Origin of the sequence: Acidovorax sp. NCPPB 3576, assembly GCF_028473605.1 — a bacterium.
Classification (GTDB): domain Bacteria; phylum Pseudomonadota; class Gammaproteobacteria; order Burkholderiales; family Burkholderiaceae_C; genus Paracidovorax.
In genome coordinates, this window is the sequence record NZ_CP097267.1 from 203033 (window position 1) to 217164 (window position 14132).

A 14132-nucleotide genomic window follows, 5' to 3' on the forward strand; every position below is an offset into this window, starting at 1 on the left:
GGCGGCTGGCCTTGAAGATCTTCCAGCGCGAGCAGCGCTCCCTCTTCGGCGAGATCCTGGACTGGATGCTCACGCCGCTCCTGCTGCTGTGGCCCGTGAGCCTGGCGCTCACCTGGCTGGTGGCGCAGGGCCTGGCCAACAAGCCGTTCGACCGCGCGCTGGAGTACAACGCCCACGCCCTGGCCCAGCTGGTGACGGTGCAGGGCGGCAAGGCGCAGTTCAACCTGCCGCAGCCGGCCAGCGAAATCCTGCGCGCCGACGAATCCGACATCGTGTACTACCAGGTGGTCTCGCCCACGGGCGAGTTCCTCTCGGGCGAGCGCGACCTGCCGCGACCGCCGCCGCCCGAGGACGAGCGCCCCCTGTCCGGCGAAGTGCGCCTGCGCGATGCCGAGCTGCGCGGCATCGAGATCCGCGTGGCGTCCATCTGGGTGCGGGTGCCGCTGCCGGGCGCGCCGGCCGCGCTGGTGCAGGTGGCCGAAACGCGCGAAAAGCGCAGCGTGCTCGCCACGGAAATCATCAAGGGCGTGATGCTGCCGCAGTTCGTGATCCTGCCGCTGGCCGTGCTGCTGGTGTGGCTGGCGCTGGCGCGCGGCATCCAGCCCTTGAGCCTGCTGGAGGAACGCATCCGCGCCCGCAAGCCCGATGACCTTTCGCCGCTCGACCACAAGGCGGTGCCGCTGGAGGTCGCGCCGCTGGTGGATTCGGTGAACGACCTGCTCGGGCGGCTCAGCGATTCGCTGGCCACGCAAAAGCGCTTTCTGGCCGATGCGGCCCACCAGCTCAAGACGCCGCTGGCCGGGCTGCGCATGCAGGCCGACCTGGCGCAGCGCGAAGGCACCAGCACCGAGGAGTTGAAGCGCTCGCTGCAACAGATCGGCCGCTCCAGCATCCGCGCCACGCACACGGTCAACCAGTTGCTGGCCCTGGCACGCGCCGAGGGCAGCGGGACGGCCCTGGCGCGCCAGCCGATGGATCTGGCGCGCCTGGTGATCGAGGTGGTGCGCGATTCGGTGCCGCGCGCCCTGGAAAAGCACATCGACCTAGGGTACGAAGGCGCCGAGCCCGGCGCCCCTGGCGTGTGGATGGAGGGCAACCCCACGCTGCTCAAGGAACTGGCCCGCAACCTGCTGGACAACGCGATCAACTACACGCCCTCGCGGCCCGGGGCGCCCGGCGTCATCACCGCGCGCGTGCTGGCCGATACCTTCGGGCACGTGCTGCTGCTGCAGGTCGAAGATTCCGGCCCCGGCGTGCCTCTGGCCGAGCGCGAGCTGGTGTTCCGCCCGTTCTACCGCGTGCTGGGCAACGACGCGGACGGCTCGGGCCTGGGCCTGCCCATCGTGCTGGAGATCGCGCGCCAGCACAGCGCCACCGTGCAGCTGGAAGACGCGCACCCCGGCCACGTGCCGCCGGGTGCCCGGTTCAGCGTGCGGTTTCCGGCCCATCCGCCGCTGCCGCCGGCCTGACCGGCCGCGCGCCGAGGCGTGCTGGTGGCGCAACGCCCGTTCAGTGGCTGGTTTCGCTGGCTGCGGCGCCGGCCACCGGCTGGGCGCCCTCGGCGCGGCGCAGTTCGGCCTGGAAGGCGCTGCCGCTGCGCAGGCGCTGGTATTCGGCCAGGCGCTGCGGGCGGGCTTCGTCCACCGCCTCGGAGCGGTCGCCTTCGTTGGCCTGGCCCAGCCCGGCGCGCTGCCACAGGCGGGTGTCGGCCTCCACGGCGGCGCGCGTGAGCGTGCTGCGGGTGGCCACGGGCTCGTCGCCGAAACGGTCTTCCTGCGAGGGGGCGGCATGGGCGGCGGACACGGTGGCGCCGGCGAAAGCGAGGGTGGCGATGGCGATCAGGTACTGGGTGTTCAGGGTTTTCATGGCGTTTGTTCCTGGTTGGACGGGGCTGTCAAAAGGCAGAGCGGGGTGCCTGCTTGACTCCCAGTTTCGGCGTTTCACGGAATGGGGTATGTGCGTAAACGCACAGCCCAAACATGGTTCCTTTGTCCCGGCGTGAAAAGCGTCGCCCATGAAAAAAGCCCCGGTGCTCGGCGCACAGGGGCTCGGTGTGTGGCGCGCGGTCGGCGCGCCAGGATGCGGGGGGCATCAGTTCAGCGTGGTGCTGGAGGCCATGCCGGCCACGTTGTGGCCGCCGCCCACGCGCTGGACTTCCGCCATGTATTCGGGGCCGCTGCGCAGGCGTTGGTACTCGGCCAGGCGCATCTGGTAGGCGGGATCGGCATCGGGCGTGCGGTCGGCGGCTTCGAACTGGTTCAGGCCGGCGCGGTTCCACAGGTTCAGGTCGGCCACGACTTCAGCGCGGGTCAGCGGCTGGCCTTGTTCGACGGGCTGGGCTCCGAACTGGTCTTCTTGCGACACGGGGGCGGCAGAGGCGGCACCGGCGAAGGCAATGGCGGCGATGGCGATGAGGTGTTTGCGGTTCATGGTGTGGATCCTTCCTTTGATCGATTCAACTGGACTGCAGCGCCGAATTGCGTCTGCATAGAAGCCAGTTTGCGCCGCTGGACCCGCCAGGTCTGTGCGAAAACGCACAGTTTTGTGTAGGTCTGTCGCCTACCGGCCCGTGCGCCCAGGGCCGCCGCGGCGTCCGACAGGGCCGCGCTTCCGAGGGAAAAATGCCGCACTGCAACATCGCGTTACGCGGATGGCCGGATCGTGCGCTGTGCGCCGAAAAACGTCTTGAAACGCCTGTAAGTGTGCGACGAGGCGGCACGAGCGGAGAGAGCGCGCGCGAAGGCGGTTCGCAAAGAGACTCGGTGCTCCCAGGCGCACATCCATCCAGCACGCCCGCTGCTGTTCCGTGAGACAAAATGTCCAGTTCTATATGCCACTGGTTTGCGATGCCAAATGCAATAATCGAATTGGAATTCGGCCATGGTTTCAAAAATCAAACTGCTGATTCGGTATTTTGAGGTAATGCACCTCTCGATAAATATCTTCAAATAACAGCCAGGAAATAATCAGAGATGGATTGGTTCCCTATCGTCTTCATTGTGTTCAAGGTGGTCGTGCTCGGCACGGGCATGTTTTTAGCCATCAAGTGGCATTACGATCAAGGGAAGAAGAAATAACGAAAGCCAACGGCTTTAGCAGGCTGAAGAAATACTCCCCAGATTCCAAGCCAGTCCTGGCCTGCGGTCGTCGGCGGGCTCGCTGGCTTTCACATCCCGGGATCCGAGCGGCCAATCAGGCGTTCTTGCGCATGTTGGGGCCACCTTTGCACCCGTTTTCCCTCAATGCACTGCCTGCGCACGCACCTGTCCCCATTGCCCCAGCGTGCGCATGCGCACCAGGTTGTAGCCCGCCATCGTCAGCACGAACATCTGGTCCACGCGCTTGATTCCTCGCACCATCACCTGCCTCATGCCGCCCACGGTCTTGGCCCAGCCAAAGCCTTGCTCGATGAGCTTTCTCTTTTGTTGCGATACCGCGTAGCCTTCGCTTTGCGCAATGGCTTCGGGCACGGCCGAGTTTCTGCCTGACTTGTTCTGGGCCACGTGGGGCGTGACGTTCATGGCCTGGCACGCTTCAATGAATTCGCATGCGTCATAGCCTTTGTCTGCCCCCAGCGTGATGGTTCGCATGGGATCGGCCTGCGCCTGCCTGGCGTCGTTGATCATGGCCTTGGCTGCTTCCCGTTCTGCGTAGCCATCGGCCAGCGTGACTACCGCATTGGCCACCAGCCCGTGGCGGTTGTCGCTCAGGGTGTGCCCCATGTAGCGCAGTTCGCTGGCGGTATTGCCTTTGCGGTACAGCCGGGCATCGGCATCGGTTGTGGATTCGTGGGTGTCGTTGCTGCGCCGCTGGCCCTTGAAGTTGCCGCCATCGCTGTTGGCTTTGGCATCTGCACCATGGCCATCATCTGTGTTGTCACTATTGCCATCACGACCATCACCGCTCGCGTCATCGTCGCCTTTGCGCGCGAAGCTCTTGTGGCCCGCCCAGGCCTGGATGAGCGTGCCGTCCACACTGAAGTGCTCGCCCGAGAGCCAGTGCTTCTTGTCGGCGATCTTGAGCACTTCGTTGAAGAACTCGATCACGGCGTCGTGCTCGATCAGGCGCTCACGATTCTTGGTGAACACGCTGGGTACCCAGACCTCGTCGTCCATGGACAGGCCTATGAACCAGCGAAACAAGAGGTTGTACTGCACCTGCTCCATCAACTGGCGCTCCGAGCGCACGCTGTACAGCACTTGCAGCAGCATGGCGCGCAGCAGCTTCTCGGGGGCGATGCTGGGGCGCCCGCCTTTGATGTCTGCTTCGTACATGCGCGAGAACAGGGCATCCATCTTGGCCAAGGCTGCGTTGACCATCTTGCGGATGGGACGCAGGGGATGCGAGGCTGGGACAAAGTCGTCGAGCTTGCGAACGGAAAACAGGCTCTCGGTGAAGGTGTCGGCGCCGCGCATGGGGTCAGGCAATGGAGATGGGAGGGACTGGTGAGCTTACCGGGGTTGGGTTGCCGGGCTGGCTGAGCGGGGGTATTTCTTCAGCCTGTTAGGCGTCATAAATCACACCCTGGACGCCTCCGATCAGTCGGCCCGTGGATGACTCGCGACTGCGTGCCTTGTTTCGATTGATCGCCCATCCAAGAGCGTTCACGTTCACAGCGGATCGGGCCCAATGCCTGCCGTTGCAGGCTATGGCGCACCGCCGCCGAAGCGCGGCTCTCCCCACTGCTGCGCGGGATGGGCCACGTACAGCACCTGCAGCGGCGCGGACCGGCCGCGCACCGTGACGGGCTCGGGCGGGCCCAGCGCATCGGCCACGCCCGCCAGGCGCGCGGCCTCCAGCGACAGCACGAGGCGGGCGGCCACCACCTTCGAATGGTCCTGCAGGCGGCTGGCGGTGTTGACGACCTCGCCCACGGCCGTGAACGTGGTCGTGTCCTGAAAGCCCACCTCGCCCACCGCCACCGTGCCGGCGTGCAGGCCCATGCCGAAGTCCAGCGGCTGCCCGAACTGGTCGGTGAACGAGGCGCTCCAGGCGTCCATGCGCTGCTCGATGAGGGCGGCCGCGCGCACCGCCTGGGCGCAGGCGGTGGGCAGGTCGGTGTCCAGCCCGAAGATGGCCATCACGCTGTCGCCGATGAACTGGTTGGCCAGGCCGCCGCTGTCGCGCACCGCGGCGCCCACCCGGTCGAAATACTGGTCCAGCACCCAGGCCAGGTCGAAGGGCCACTGCCGCTCGGCCAGGCCCGACCAGCGGCGCAGGTCCACGAACAGCACGGCCACCTGGCGCTCGCGCCCCAGGGGCCGGGCCGCGGCCGACGCGCCGGGCTGGAACAGCGGCGTCACCGCGATGTCGCCGCGCGGGCGCAACTGGCAGGCCAGCCGCACGCCGGGCGGGGCGTTCACGCGCTGCAGGGTGCGCCGCTCGTCGCGCCGGGGGGCGGGCAGGTGCTCGGCCGGGCCTTGCACGCGCACGCGGCAGGTGGAGCAGCGCGCTCGGCCGCCGCACACCGAGAGGTGGCCGATGCCATGCTCCCGGCTGGCCTCCAGCACGCTGAAGCCGCGCGGCACCTGCACCGTGCGGTCGGGGTAGCGCAGGGTGATGCGCCCGCGGCCCCCGCGCTCGCGCAGGGCGCCGAAGGCCCAGCGCGCCAGCAGCAGCCCGGCCACCAGCGCGACCCAGCCGGTGCGCAGGCCCTCGGTCAGCGCCCGCGATGCCTGGGCGGTCTGCGCGGACGGCGAGGGGGCACTCAGCGCCGCCCAGGCGATCTCGCGGCCCATCGACACCACGCCGAGCGCCGCCAGCACCGGCAGCAGCACCGCCGCGGCCAGCAGCCCCGGCTGCAGGCGCTGCCACCGGGGCCGGATGCGCAGCGCCAGGTGCAGGCCCAGGCAGCCGTGCACCCACGCGGCCAGGAGCAGCGCCAACTGCTGCCAGAGGCCCTCCGGGCTCCAGATGGCGCGCACGATGCGCACATAGGACGGCTCCAGCCCATGCACCTCGCCCACGTAGCGCGTGCCCGCGAAATGCGCCGCCAGCAGCAGCGGCAGCAGCAGCCCGATCAGCAGGCGCAGCGCCTCCACGGCCGGCATGCGCAGGCGGCGGCGCTGCCACACGGCAGCGCCCGCCAGCCCCAGGTGCACGGCCACCGCGCCATACAGCAGCGCGGTGCCCGGCAGCGTGGCCCAGGCGCCATGCACGGCGCGCCGCGTGGCTTCGGCCGCGGCCAGCGACAGCAGCCCGGTGGCGTGGGTGGCCAGGTGCAACGCCACGTAGAACCACAGCACCACGCCGCTGGCCCATCGCAGGTTGCGCGGGGACGGCAGGGTCAGGTGGGGCAAAGAGGCTGGCACGGAGCAGTCGTGGGGTCGGTGGGGGAATATCGCTCATCGCTCCGGCCGATCACCGCAGCGGCGCTGAGCATAATGCGGCACCCGGCGCGGCCTGCCGCTCCTCCCGCATGCCCTGGCGCTGCCGGGGCCACCTTCCTTTCCTGGCCCGCCACGGCCCTCCCGCATGAACGCTCCCCCCGCCCGGTCCAGCCTCGCCCTGCGCCGCATTCCCTTGTTCGAAGGCCTGGGCGATGCGTGCCTGGACCGGCTGGCGCAGCAGTGCGACTGGCACCAGCTGCCGGCGCGCAAGCCGCTGCTGTCGCGCGCAGCCGAAGGGGGCGACGTGTTTTTCCTGGTGGCGGGCCGCCTGCGCATCACCACCTATTCGACCAGCGGCCGGCAGGTCACCTTCCGCGACTGCGAGCCGGGCGAGCACATCGGCGTGATCGCGGCCATCGACGGCGGCCCGCGCTCGGCCGATGTCGTGACGCTGGACGCCACGCTGGTCGCCAGCCTCTCGCGCGAAGCCTTCCTGGCCCTGCTGCGCGACGAGCCCTTGGTCGGGCAGCGGGTGATGCATTACCTCGCCTCGCTGGTGCGCCAGTTGTCCGACCGCGTGATCGACCTGAGCACCCTGGGCGTGCACAACCGCCTGCATGCCGAACTGCTGCGCCTGGCGCGCGCGGCCGGCGTGCAGGGCAACCAGGCCCGCATCGAGCCCGCGCCCGCGCATGCCGAACTGGCCAGCCAGATCAGCACCAACCGCGAACAGGTCACGCGCGAACTGGGCGTGCTGGTCAAATCCGGCGTGCTGCAAAAGGACGGCCGCGCGCTCGTGGTGATCGATGCGGCGCGGCTCGAACGCATGGTGGCCGAGGTGCGCGGGGAGTGACGACGGGCGGCGCGGCGGCCGTGGGGCGCCGCCGCTGATTCAAAGGGTGGCGAGCAGCAGGTCGGGGTTCAGCGCCCCGATGCGGCCGGGGGCTTCGAGGTACTTCGCCAGCTCCACGCCCAGCAGGGCATCGAGATCGCGCAGGAACGCATCGCCTCGCAGTGCCGAGGACTGCGGATCGGGGCCGTGCACGATCACATGCCCGAGCACCGAGACATTGCCGTCGAAACGCCGCAGGGGCATGCCGGCTGCCAGGCGCAGCGTGCAAAACGAAATGCCGTGGCGTTGCAGCAGCGCATCCAGCTGGACCTGCGTGAAGGCAGGGGACACCACGCCTTCGTTCTTCGCCCCGATGAGCACCACGGTGGCCGCCCCGTTCATGGCCTGCGGGTCCGTCTCGACCGCTTCGCCCAGGTAGGTGCGCACGAGCAGGTCGAAGGCATCGCGCCCGGACAGGGCCTGGTACACCTGCGGGCCGACGCCGCCCATCATGCGGCCGTTGACTTCCACCAGGCACGGACCGTCCTCCGCGTACAGCGTCTCCACGTGAAAGAGACCGAAGGCGAGGCCCAGGCATTCGCACACGTCGCTCACGTATTGCTCCAGCCGCCGGGCCTGGTGCGGCGCGAGCCCGGAAGGCATCGAATACCCCATCTCCAGCAGGTCGTTGTGCTTGGAGCGGTAGCGGGTGGTGGTGGCAAAGCACTGCATGCGGCCATTCTTCAGGATGACCTCGGTCGAATGCAGTGAGCCCGTCACGTACTCCTCGACGATGTAGTGGTGGTTGACGATGCGGTTGACCATGGGGTCCGACGCGGCGCGCTCGGTCGCCAGGGCCGCGACGAACGCATTCCACTGCGCCTCGGTTTGGCAGACCGCCGAGAACTGCTTGCCGAAGCCCCGCGTCGGCTTGACCACCAGCGGCGCCCGAATGGTGCGGCCCTGGCCGGCCAGTAGCTGCGCCTCGGTCAACACCTCGTAGCGCGGCACGCGCAGCCCCGCGCGGGCCAGCGCATGGCGGCAGCGGTCTTTGAACACCGCGTTCTGCAGGGCCTCGGGGGCCGGGGTCGGCAGGCCCAGCGCATGCGCCGCCTCGGCCACCGGCACGATGGCGGCCTCCGAGGTGGTGATGAGCGCGTGGATGGGGTGACGGGCGGCGATCTGCCGCAGTTCGGCCAGCAGCGCGTCCAGCGCGATCGTGGGCACGGTGAGGTGTTCGTCGAGGTGCACCAAATGGGGGTCGATGCGGCTGCGGTCACGGGTCGATATGGCCAGGAACGACGAGTCGAGCGGCTCGATCAAGGTGACGCGGCAGCCGAGTTTCTTGGCGGTCTCGAAGGCCAGCAATCCGGACAGCGTGCTGTCCACGAAGACGACATGTCGTTCGGTCATCGGTTTCTTTCAAGGGAAGGGCGCGGCGGCACGCGGTCTGCGGCCAGCCGGCGGAGAAGGTGAGCCAGGCCGAAGCCTGCCGCGAAGAGCATTGCCGTGATCGCCATGCCGAACCATTGCACCGAGAAGGCCCCGAGAAAGATGGCCAGCATCATGCCGGCGTACACCAGGGCGTACTGCAGGGTGGCGACCACCGGCATCTGGTCCCGGGGCGTGGCGGCCATGATGTCCGCCTGCAGCCGGAAAAATGCCAGCTCGAACAGGAAGAAGTAGGCGAAGTAGAGCGGATAGCTCACGGCCGGCGAATGCCACAGGCAGGCCCCCACCATTGCCGCCGCGCAGGCCGGGTAGATGTAGCGCAGGTGGAACGCCCGGCCCCGCCGGCTCTGCACGTAGAAGTACAGCGCGCCCGCCACGGCTGCCAGGCTGGCGACGATCTGCAGCAGCCCGACGTATTGCTGCGACAGGCCCAGGTGGTGCGCTGGCAGGGCCACCCGCGAGATGTTGTAGAAGCCCTGGAAGAACGCGCCCAGCAGCACGAAGCTGACCATGGCCTGGCGCAGTGCCGCGATGTCCCGCAACATGCGAAGCCCCTGCCACAGGCTGGCCGGTGCGGCCGGACCACCGGGTGCATCCGTGGTGGTGGTTGCGGGCGGGATCAGCCAGGTGCACAGTGCCGCGCAGGCGAACAGCGCCGTGGTGGCGATGGCCGCGGCCACCGCCGAAATCTGGGTGGGAAAGAAAGCCAGGATGGCGCCTGCCACCGCGCCGGCGATGAACTGCGCGGTCAGTGTCAGGGGAACGGTGTACCGCACTTCCTCGGGCGAAAAATACCGTTTGATGACGACGATGCGGGCCACCCGCTGCACGGCATCCAGCGCTCCGATCACCGTGGCGCCCAGCAGCACCATGGCCGGTCCCAGGTCGGTCGCCAGGAACAGCGTCAGGCAGGCCACCGCAGCGGCGACGTTGGCCAGGCGCAGGAGCCGGCGCACTTCCATGCGCCCGGTCAACTGGTTGAGCTGGAACGCCAGCAGCACCGGCACCACCATGGGCGCGAACAGCACGAACTCCGAAACCAGCAGGCTGTCGAGGTCACGCAGCGCGTGGTGCGCCAGGTAGATGTACACCAGCACGCTGGCGGAGATCGACGACAGGTTGATCGCCCACAGCAGGGCCGTGAGCGGCCGCTTGCCGGTGACGGGCGTCATGGGGTCGGACCCGGCATCAGGCGGGCACGGCCTCGTCGATGGCGATGGCCCCGTGCCGGCGCTCGAACTCTTCGCCGTAGCGGCGGCGCTCCCAGGCGTTGAACGAGATGATCAGGATGTCCCGGTGGCCCCCCGCCTCGGTCTTGGGCAGGATGTGCGTCGCGTTGTGCCACATTTGGTCGTCGGCCACGATGATGGCTTCGTTCTCTTGCAGGATGTCTTCGAAGAAGCACGGCCCGCCGCCCGTGGGCATGAGCTGGCTGACCCCGCCGGTGATGTTGTGCCGCGCGAAGATGGCGTTCATCACGAAGTCATGGCCATCGCGGTGCGGGCCTTCGGGAACGGTCACGCCCGGAATGTCCGCGTTGGCGACCACGCGCACCTGGTGCACGTTGATCTGGAAGACCTGCCGGGTATCGAGCTGCGCCGCGAGCGCGCCCGCCGCCACCTGCGGCGTGGGGTCGAAGCGGATGGGCTCGAACTGGCGCTGCACGCCGCCGACCACGCCGTTGTAGTTCTTCGACTGGATGAACGGGCGGTGGGGCAGCAGCTCGGTGCGCCATTCGCCGCCTTCGAACCCGACCTTGAATTGCGAGAAGCGGCGATACCGCTGCTTGCCGCCGGTGTAGGGGTCGAACGCCAGCGTGTCGAACTCGCGCATGGCTTGCTCGGAGAGCGGGGGCACGGTGAACCGTGCGTAGTTTTGCTTCTTGAAATCCAAGGTCTTGGCTCCTGGCTGGGATGGTGGGAAAGGCGTGGGGCGTCAGGCCGCCACGGCGTCGCGTTCGAGGCAGCGTTCGATGGCGTGGCGGATGCGGCCCATGGCCTCGTCGATCTCCGGCTCGGTGATGGTGAGCGCGGGCAGGAACCGCATCACGGCCCCGTGGCGCCCGCCGGTCTCGACGATCACGCCTTGCAGGAAGCACTCGCGCTTGATCGCCTTGGCGAGCGCGCCGTCCAGCACGCCGGGGGTGCCGGCTTCCGGTGCCGAGACGATCTCGGCCCCCACCATGAGGCCGCGGCCACGGATGTCGCCGATGCAGGGCAGGTCCTCGGCCAGTTCCTGCAGCTTGCGTTGCAGGTAGGCGCCGCGCGAGGCAGCGCGCTGCGGAAGGTCCTGGTCGCGCAGGATCTGCATGGTGGCCGCGCCCGCCACCAGCCCGATCTGGTTGCCGCGGAACGTGCCGGCGTGGGCGCCCGGCAGCCACTGGTCGTAGCGGCGGTGGTAGGCCAGCACGGCCAGCGGGAAACCGCCGCCCAGGGCCTTGGACAGCACCACCGCATCGGGAACGATGTTCGCCGCCTCGTAGGCGAACATGGTCCCCGTGCGGCCGAAGCCGGTCTGCACCTCGTCGATGACGAGGGGGATGCCGTGACGGTGCGTGATCTCGCGGAGCTTCCTGAGCCACCGGGGCGACGCGGGAATGCAGCCGCCCTCGCCCTGGACCGCTTCGAGGATGACCAGCGCCGGCTGGGTGATCCCGCTTTCCGGGTCGCGCAGCACGTTGTCCAGGTACTGCAGCGACAGGTCTTCTCCCTGGGTGCCGCCCACGCCGAACGGGCAGCGGCGGTCCGAGGGGTACGGAAAGAAATGCGTGTGGCCCGGCAGGCCCGGCAAGGCGTTCTTGGGGCCGAGATTGCCCATGAGCGCCAGCGAGCCGGAGGTCATGCCGTGGTAGCCGCCATGGAAGGCGATGACGTTCTGACGCCCGGTGGCGATGCGAAAGAGCTTCAGGGCCGCTTCCACGGCGTCCGACCCCGTGGGGCCGCAGAACTGGATGCGGGCCTCGTCCGCGAAGGACGCGGGCAGCGTCTGGAAGAGCTGCTCCAGGAATTCCAGCTTGGCCGGGGTCGCGATGTCCAGCCCCTGGAGGATGTGGCCCGACTGCAGGAAGGCCTGGACCTTCTCCATCACCTGCGGGTGGTTGTGCCCCAGGGGCAGCGCGCCGGCGCAGGCCAGCAGATCGATGTATTCGCGCCCCTCCACATCCCACACCTTGGAGAGGCTGCCGCGCGCCATCATGCGGTCGAAAGTGCGCGCGTAGGTTCTGGCGTTGGATTCCCGCTGCGCAATGAACCGGATGCCATCGTCGTGCGTGGCTCTGCTTGCCGGTGTTCCCGTTGTTTTCATCGTTCCTCCCGCCCGGTGTGAGCCCGGGTCAAGGCGGGATTGCAACATGCGGTCGGCATGGCTGGCTACTACCCGATTGGGTAGGTTTCGTGGCGATGCGGGGCAGCGGCCTGTGGCGGCGGCGCCGTCAATTGCTATGTTTTATATAGCAATAAAGGCAATGATTACTAGGGCGCTCTGCAGTTTTTTGCATGAATCCCCGGCGTGAAGCGGATTCACTCCGTCCCCGAGACCTGCGGGCGGGCCGCCGAGCCCAGCAGCCATTGGCGGAACCGGTCCAGCGTGGCCAGCTGCGCCCGGGCTTCGGGGTAGCAGAACCAGTAGCCCAGCTCGCTGGTGTAGCCGCCCTGGGCCAGGGGCTCGGCCACCACGCCCGCGGCGATCTCGTCGTGCACCAGGCAGCGCGGCACCAGGGCGACGCCCATGCCCACCGAGACGGCGCGGATCATGCTCTCGAACTGGTCGAATTGCGGGCCGGCCAGCGCATCCAGCCCGGGCACGCCATGGACCTCGCTCCAGCGCTCCCACGCGTCGGGCACCGACACATGGCGCAGCAGTGCGCTGCGCACCACGTCGCGCGGCGCCCGAAGGGGCGCGGCGTCGCCCGCGCCGGCGGGCGGGGCGATCAGCGCGACGTCGTTGCCGGCCAGGTAGTGCGCCCGGGCGCCGGGCCAGTGGCCGTCGCCGAAGAGAATGGAGCAGTCCAGCTCGGGATTGGCGAAATCGTAGCCGTGCACGAAGGGCACGAAATGCAGCGTGATCTGCGGGTGCTGCTGCTGGAACTGCGGCAGCCGCGGGATCAGCCACTTGGCGGCGAAGGTGGGCAGGGCGGACAGGTGCAGCGCCCCGCCGCCGTCGCTGCTGGTGATCAACTCCAGCGTGGCCGCCTCCAGCCGGGCGAGCAGCGAGCGCACCGCTTTTTCGTAGCGTTCGCCGGCGGGGGTGAGGGTCAGGCGCTTGCGGCTGCGCTCGAACAGGGCGATGCCCACCCAGCGCTCCAGTTCCTGCACCTGCTTGCTGACCGCGCTCTGGGTCAGGTGCAGGGCCTCGGCCGCGCGCGAGACGCCGCCGAAACGCGCGACCGTGCAGAAGGCCCGCAGCAGGTGCAGCGGGGGATTGAGGCGGCGCAAGGACATGGCGGTTAGATACTTAGAACATTCTCAAATGGAATATTAACAGGCACATCAATTGCTTTTCAATGGGAGCCGACTTCGGTAATCTCTGCCCATCTTCCAAGGAAAATCTCCATGCAACGCCGTCAATGGATCGCAGCCGTGGCTGCTACAACTGTCCTTCCTGGAATATCTTTCGCGCAAGACAAACCCCTGCGCATCATCGTCCCGTTCCCACCCGGCGGCGCCACCGACATCGCCGGCCGCGCCTTGCAGGAGCCCTTGCAGCGCCTGCTGGGCCAGCCGGTCGTCATTGAAAACCGCGCCGGCGCGGGTGGCTCCATCGGCATGGCCGAGGTGGCGCGCGCTGCGGGTGACGGTCTCACCCTGGGCGTGGCCACGCTGTCCACCCACGGCGTGAACCCGGCCGTGTTCTCCAAGCTGCCCTACGACCCCCTCAAGGACTTCGCCGGCGTGACCGAGATCGTCAAGGCGCCCGGGGTGATCGTGGTCAACCCCAAGGTCCTGCCAGTGAAGGACTTCGCCGACCTGGTGAAGTACCTCAAGGCCAACCCCGGCAAGGTGTCTTACGCCACGCCGGGCAACGGCACCATCGGCCACATGTGGGGCGAGCTGTTCAAGATCAGCACGGGCACCTCCATGGTGCACATTCCCTACCGCGGTGCCGGCCCGGCCATCAACGATGTGGTGGGCGGGCAGGTGCCGGTGTATTTCGACCAGGTGGCTTCGTCGCTGCCGCACGTCAAATCCGGCAAGCTCAAGGCCCTGGCCGTGTCCTGGCCTGAGCGGCTGGACGTGTTGCCCGAGGTGCCCACCTACGCCCAGCTGGGGTTTGCGCAGGCCAACGAGCCTTCGTGGTTCGGCCTGGTGGCGCCGGTGGCCACCCCCGCCGCCGCCGTGCTGCGCGTGCAGCAGGCCGTGGCTGCCGCCCTCAAGGAGCCCGCGGTGCGCGAACGGCTCGCTGGCCAGGGGCTCTATGCTTCGGGCACCTCGCCAGCGGACTTCTCGCAGCAGATCGTGCGGGAGATGGACAAGATGAAGAAAGTGGCCGCCTATGCCAAGATCCAGCTCGATTGACACCGC

12 protein-coding genes are annotated in these 14132 nt (G+C 68.3%); 3 read left to right on the forward strand and 9 right to left on the reverse strand.

What is annotated here, in order from left to right; genetic code table 11:
- The first annotated feature begins 11 nt into the window (after nucleotides 1–11).
- A complete protein-coding gene (locus M5C98_RS00985) occupies nucleotides 12–1469 on the forward strand; it encodes a sensor histidine kinase (protein WP_272550446.1) in 1458 nt (485 codons plus the stop codon).
- 40 nt (nucleotides 1470–1509) lie between these two features.
- On the opposite strand, the gene M5C98_RS00990 is transcribed toward M5C98_RS00985, so the two are convergent.
- From M5C98_RS00990 to M5C98_RS01005, 4 genes are all read right to left on the reverse strand, one after another.
- A complete protein-coding gene (locus M5C98_RS00990; protein ID WP_272550448.1) occupies nucleotides 1510–1866 on the reverse strand; it encodes a DUF4148 domain-containing protein in 357 nt (118 codons plus the stop codon).
- A gap of 225 nt (nucleotides 1867–2091) precedes the next feature.
- Nucleotides 2092–2430: a DUF4148 domain-containing protein gene (locus M5C98_RS00995; RefSeq protein ID WP_272550449.1), complete on the reverse strand. Its 339-nt coding sequence runs from the start codon at nucleotides 2428–2430 to the stop codon at nucleotides 2092–2094.
- 809 nt (nucleotides 2431–3239) lie between these two features.
- Entirely contained in the window at nucleotides 3240–4415 is a 1176-nt protein-coding gene (locus M5C98_RS01000; RefSeq protein WP_272548362.1) for an IS5 family transposase, read from the reverse strand.
- A gap of 231 nt (nucleotides 4416–4646) precedes the next feature.
- Complete coding sequence (locus M5C98_RS01005; RefSeq protein WP_272550450.1) at nucleotides 4647–6311, reverse strand: adenylate/guanylate cyclase domain-containing protein; 1665 nt, start codon at nucleotides 6309–6311, stop codon at nucleotides 4647–4649.
- A gap of 163 nt (nucleotides 6312–6474) precedes the next feature.
- Between M5C98_RS01005 and M5C98_RS01010 the strand changes: the two genes are divergently transcribed.
- Nucleotides 6475–7182 carry a Crp/Fnr family transcriptional regulator gene (locus M5C98_RS01010; RefSeq protein WP_272550451.1) on the forward strand — a complete coding sequence of 236 codons (708 nt, stop codon included), beginning with the start codon at nucleotides 6475–6477 and terminating at the stop codon, nucleotides 7180–7182.
- 39 nt (nucleotides 7183–7221) lie between these two features.
- On the opposite strand, the gene M5C98_RS01015 is transcribed toward M5C98_RS01010, so the two are convergent.
- From M5C98_RS01015 to M5C98_RS01035, 5 genes are all read right to left on the reverse strand, one after another.
- Entirely contained in the window at nucleotides 7222–8574 is a 1353-nt protein-coding gene (locus M5C98_RS01015; RefSeq protein ID WP_272550452.1) for an ATP-grasp domain-containing protein, read from the reverse strand.
- On the reverse strand, nucleotides 8571–9785 hold the full coding sequence (locus M5C98_RS01020; RefSeq protein ID WP_272550453.1) for an MFS transporter: 1215 nt from the start codon (nucleotides 9783–9785) through the stop codon (nucleotides 8571–8573). The genes M5C98_RS01015 and M5C98_RS01020 overlap by 4 nt, the downstream gene beginning before the upstream one ends.
- A gap of 16 nt (nucleotides 9786–9801) precedes the next feature.
- On the reverse strand, nucleotides 9802–10506 hold the full coding sequence (locus M5C98_RS01025; RefSeq protein ID WP_272550454.1) for a 2OG-Fe dioxygenase family protein: 705 nt from the start codon (nucleotides 10504–10506) through the stop codon (nucleotides 9802–9804).
- A gap of 42 nt (nucleotides 10507–10548) precedes the next feature.
- Entirely contained in the window at nucleotides 10549–11916 is a 1368-nt protein-coding gene (locus M5C98_RS01030; RefSeq protein WP_272550455.1) for a diaminobutyrate--2-oxoglutarate transaminase family protein, read from the reverse strand.
- 215 nt (nucleotides 11917–12131) lie between these two features.
- Entirely contained in the window at nucleotides 12132–13052 is a 921-nt protein-coding gene (locus M5C98_RS01035; RefSeq protein ID WP_272550456.1) for a LysR substrate-binding domain-containing protein, read from the reverse strand.
- A 111-nt stretch (nucleotides 13053–13163) separates the two neighbouring features.
- Here M5C98_RS01035 and M5C98_RS01040 point away from each other — a divergent pair, with 111 nt between their 5' ends.
- On the forward strand, nucleotides 13164–14126 hold the full coding sequence (locus tag M5C98_RS01040; protein WP_272550457.1) for a tripartite tricarboxylate transporter substrate binding protein BugE: 963 nt from the start codon (nucleotides 13164–13166) through the stop codon (nucleotides 14124–14126).
- The last annotated feature ends 6 nt before the right edge of the window (nucleotides 14127–14132 follow it).

What these genes read in the sequence shown, in the direction of transcription:
- M5C98_RS01040 (WP_272550457.1), top strand. Translation starts at nt 13,164, where the DNA reads ATGCAACGCCGTCAATGGATCGCAGCCGTGGCTGCTACAACTGTCCTT.
- M5C98_RS01030 (WP_272550455.1), bottom strand. Translation starts at nt 11,916, where the DNA reads ATGAAAACAACGGGAACACCGGCAAGCAGAGCCACGCACGACGATGGC.
- M5C98_RS00995 (WP_272550449.1), bottom strand. Translation starts at nt 2,430, where the DNA reads ATGAACCGCAAACACCTCATCGCCATCGCCGCCATTGCCTTCGCCGGT.
- M5C98_RS01035 (WP_272550456.1), bottom strand. Translation starts at nt 13,052, where the DNA reads ATGTCCTTGCGCCGCCTCAATCCCCCGCTGCACCTGCTGCGGGCCTTC.
- M5C98_RS01020 (WP_272550453.1), bottom strand. Translation starts at nt 9,785, where the DNA reads ATGACGCCCGTCACCGGCAAGCGGCCGCTCACGGCCCTGCTGTGGGCG.
- M5C98_RS01000 (WP_272548362.1), bottom strand. Translation starts at nt 4,415, where the DNA reads ATGCGCGGCGCCGACACCTTCACCGAGAGCCTGTTTTCCGTTCGCAAG.
- M5C98_RS00990 (WP_272550448.1), bottom strand. Translation starts at nt 1,866, where the DNA reads ATGAAAACCCTGAACACCCAGTACCTGATCGCCATCGCCACCCTCGCT.
- M5C98_RS01015 (WP_272550452.1), bottom strand. Translation starts at nt 8,574, where the DNA reads ATGACCGAACGACATGTCGTCTTCGTGGACAGCACGCTGTCCGGATTG.
- M5C98_RS01010 (WP_272550451.1), top strand. Translation starts at nt 6,475, where the DNA reads ATGAACGCTCCCCCCGCCCGGTCCAGCCTCGCCCTGCGCCGCATTCCC.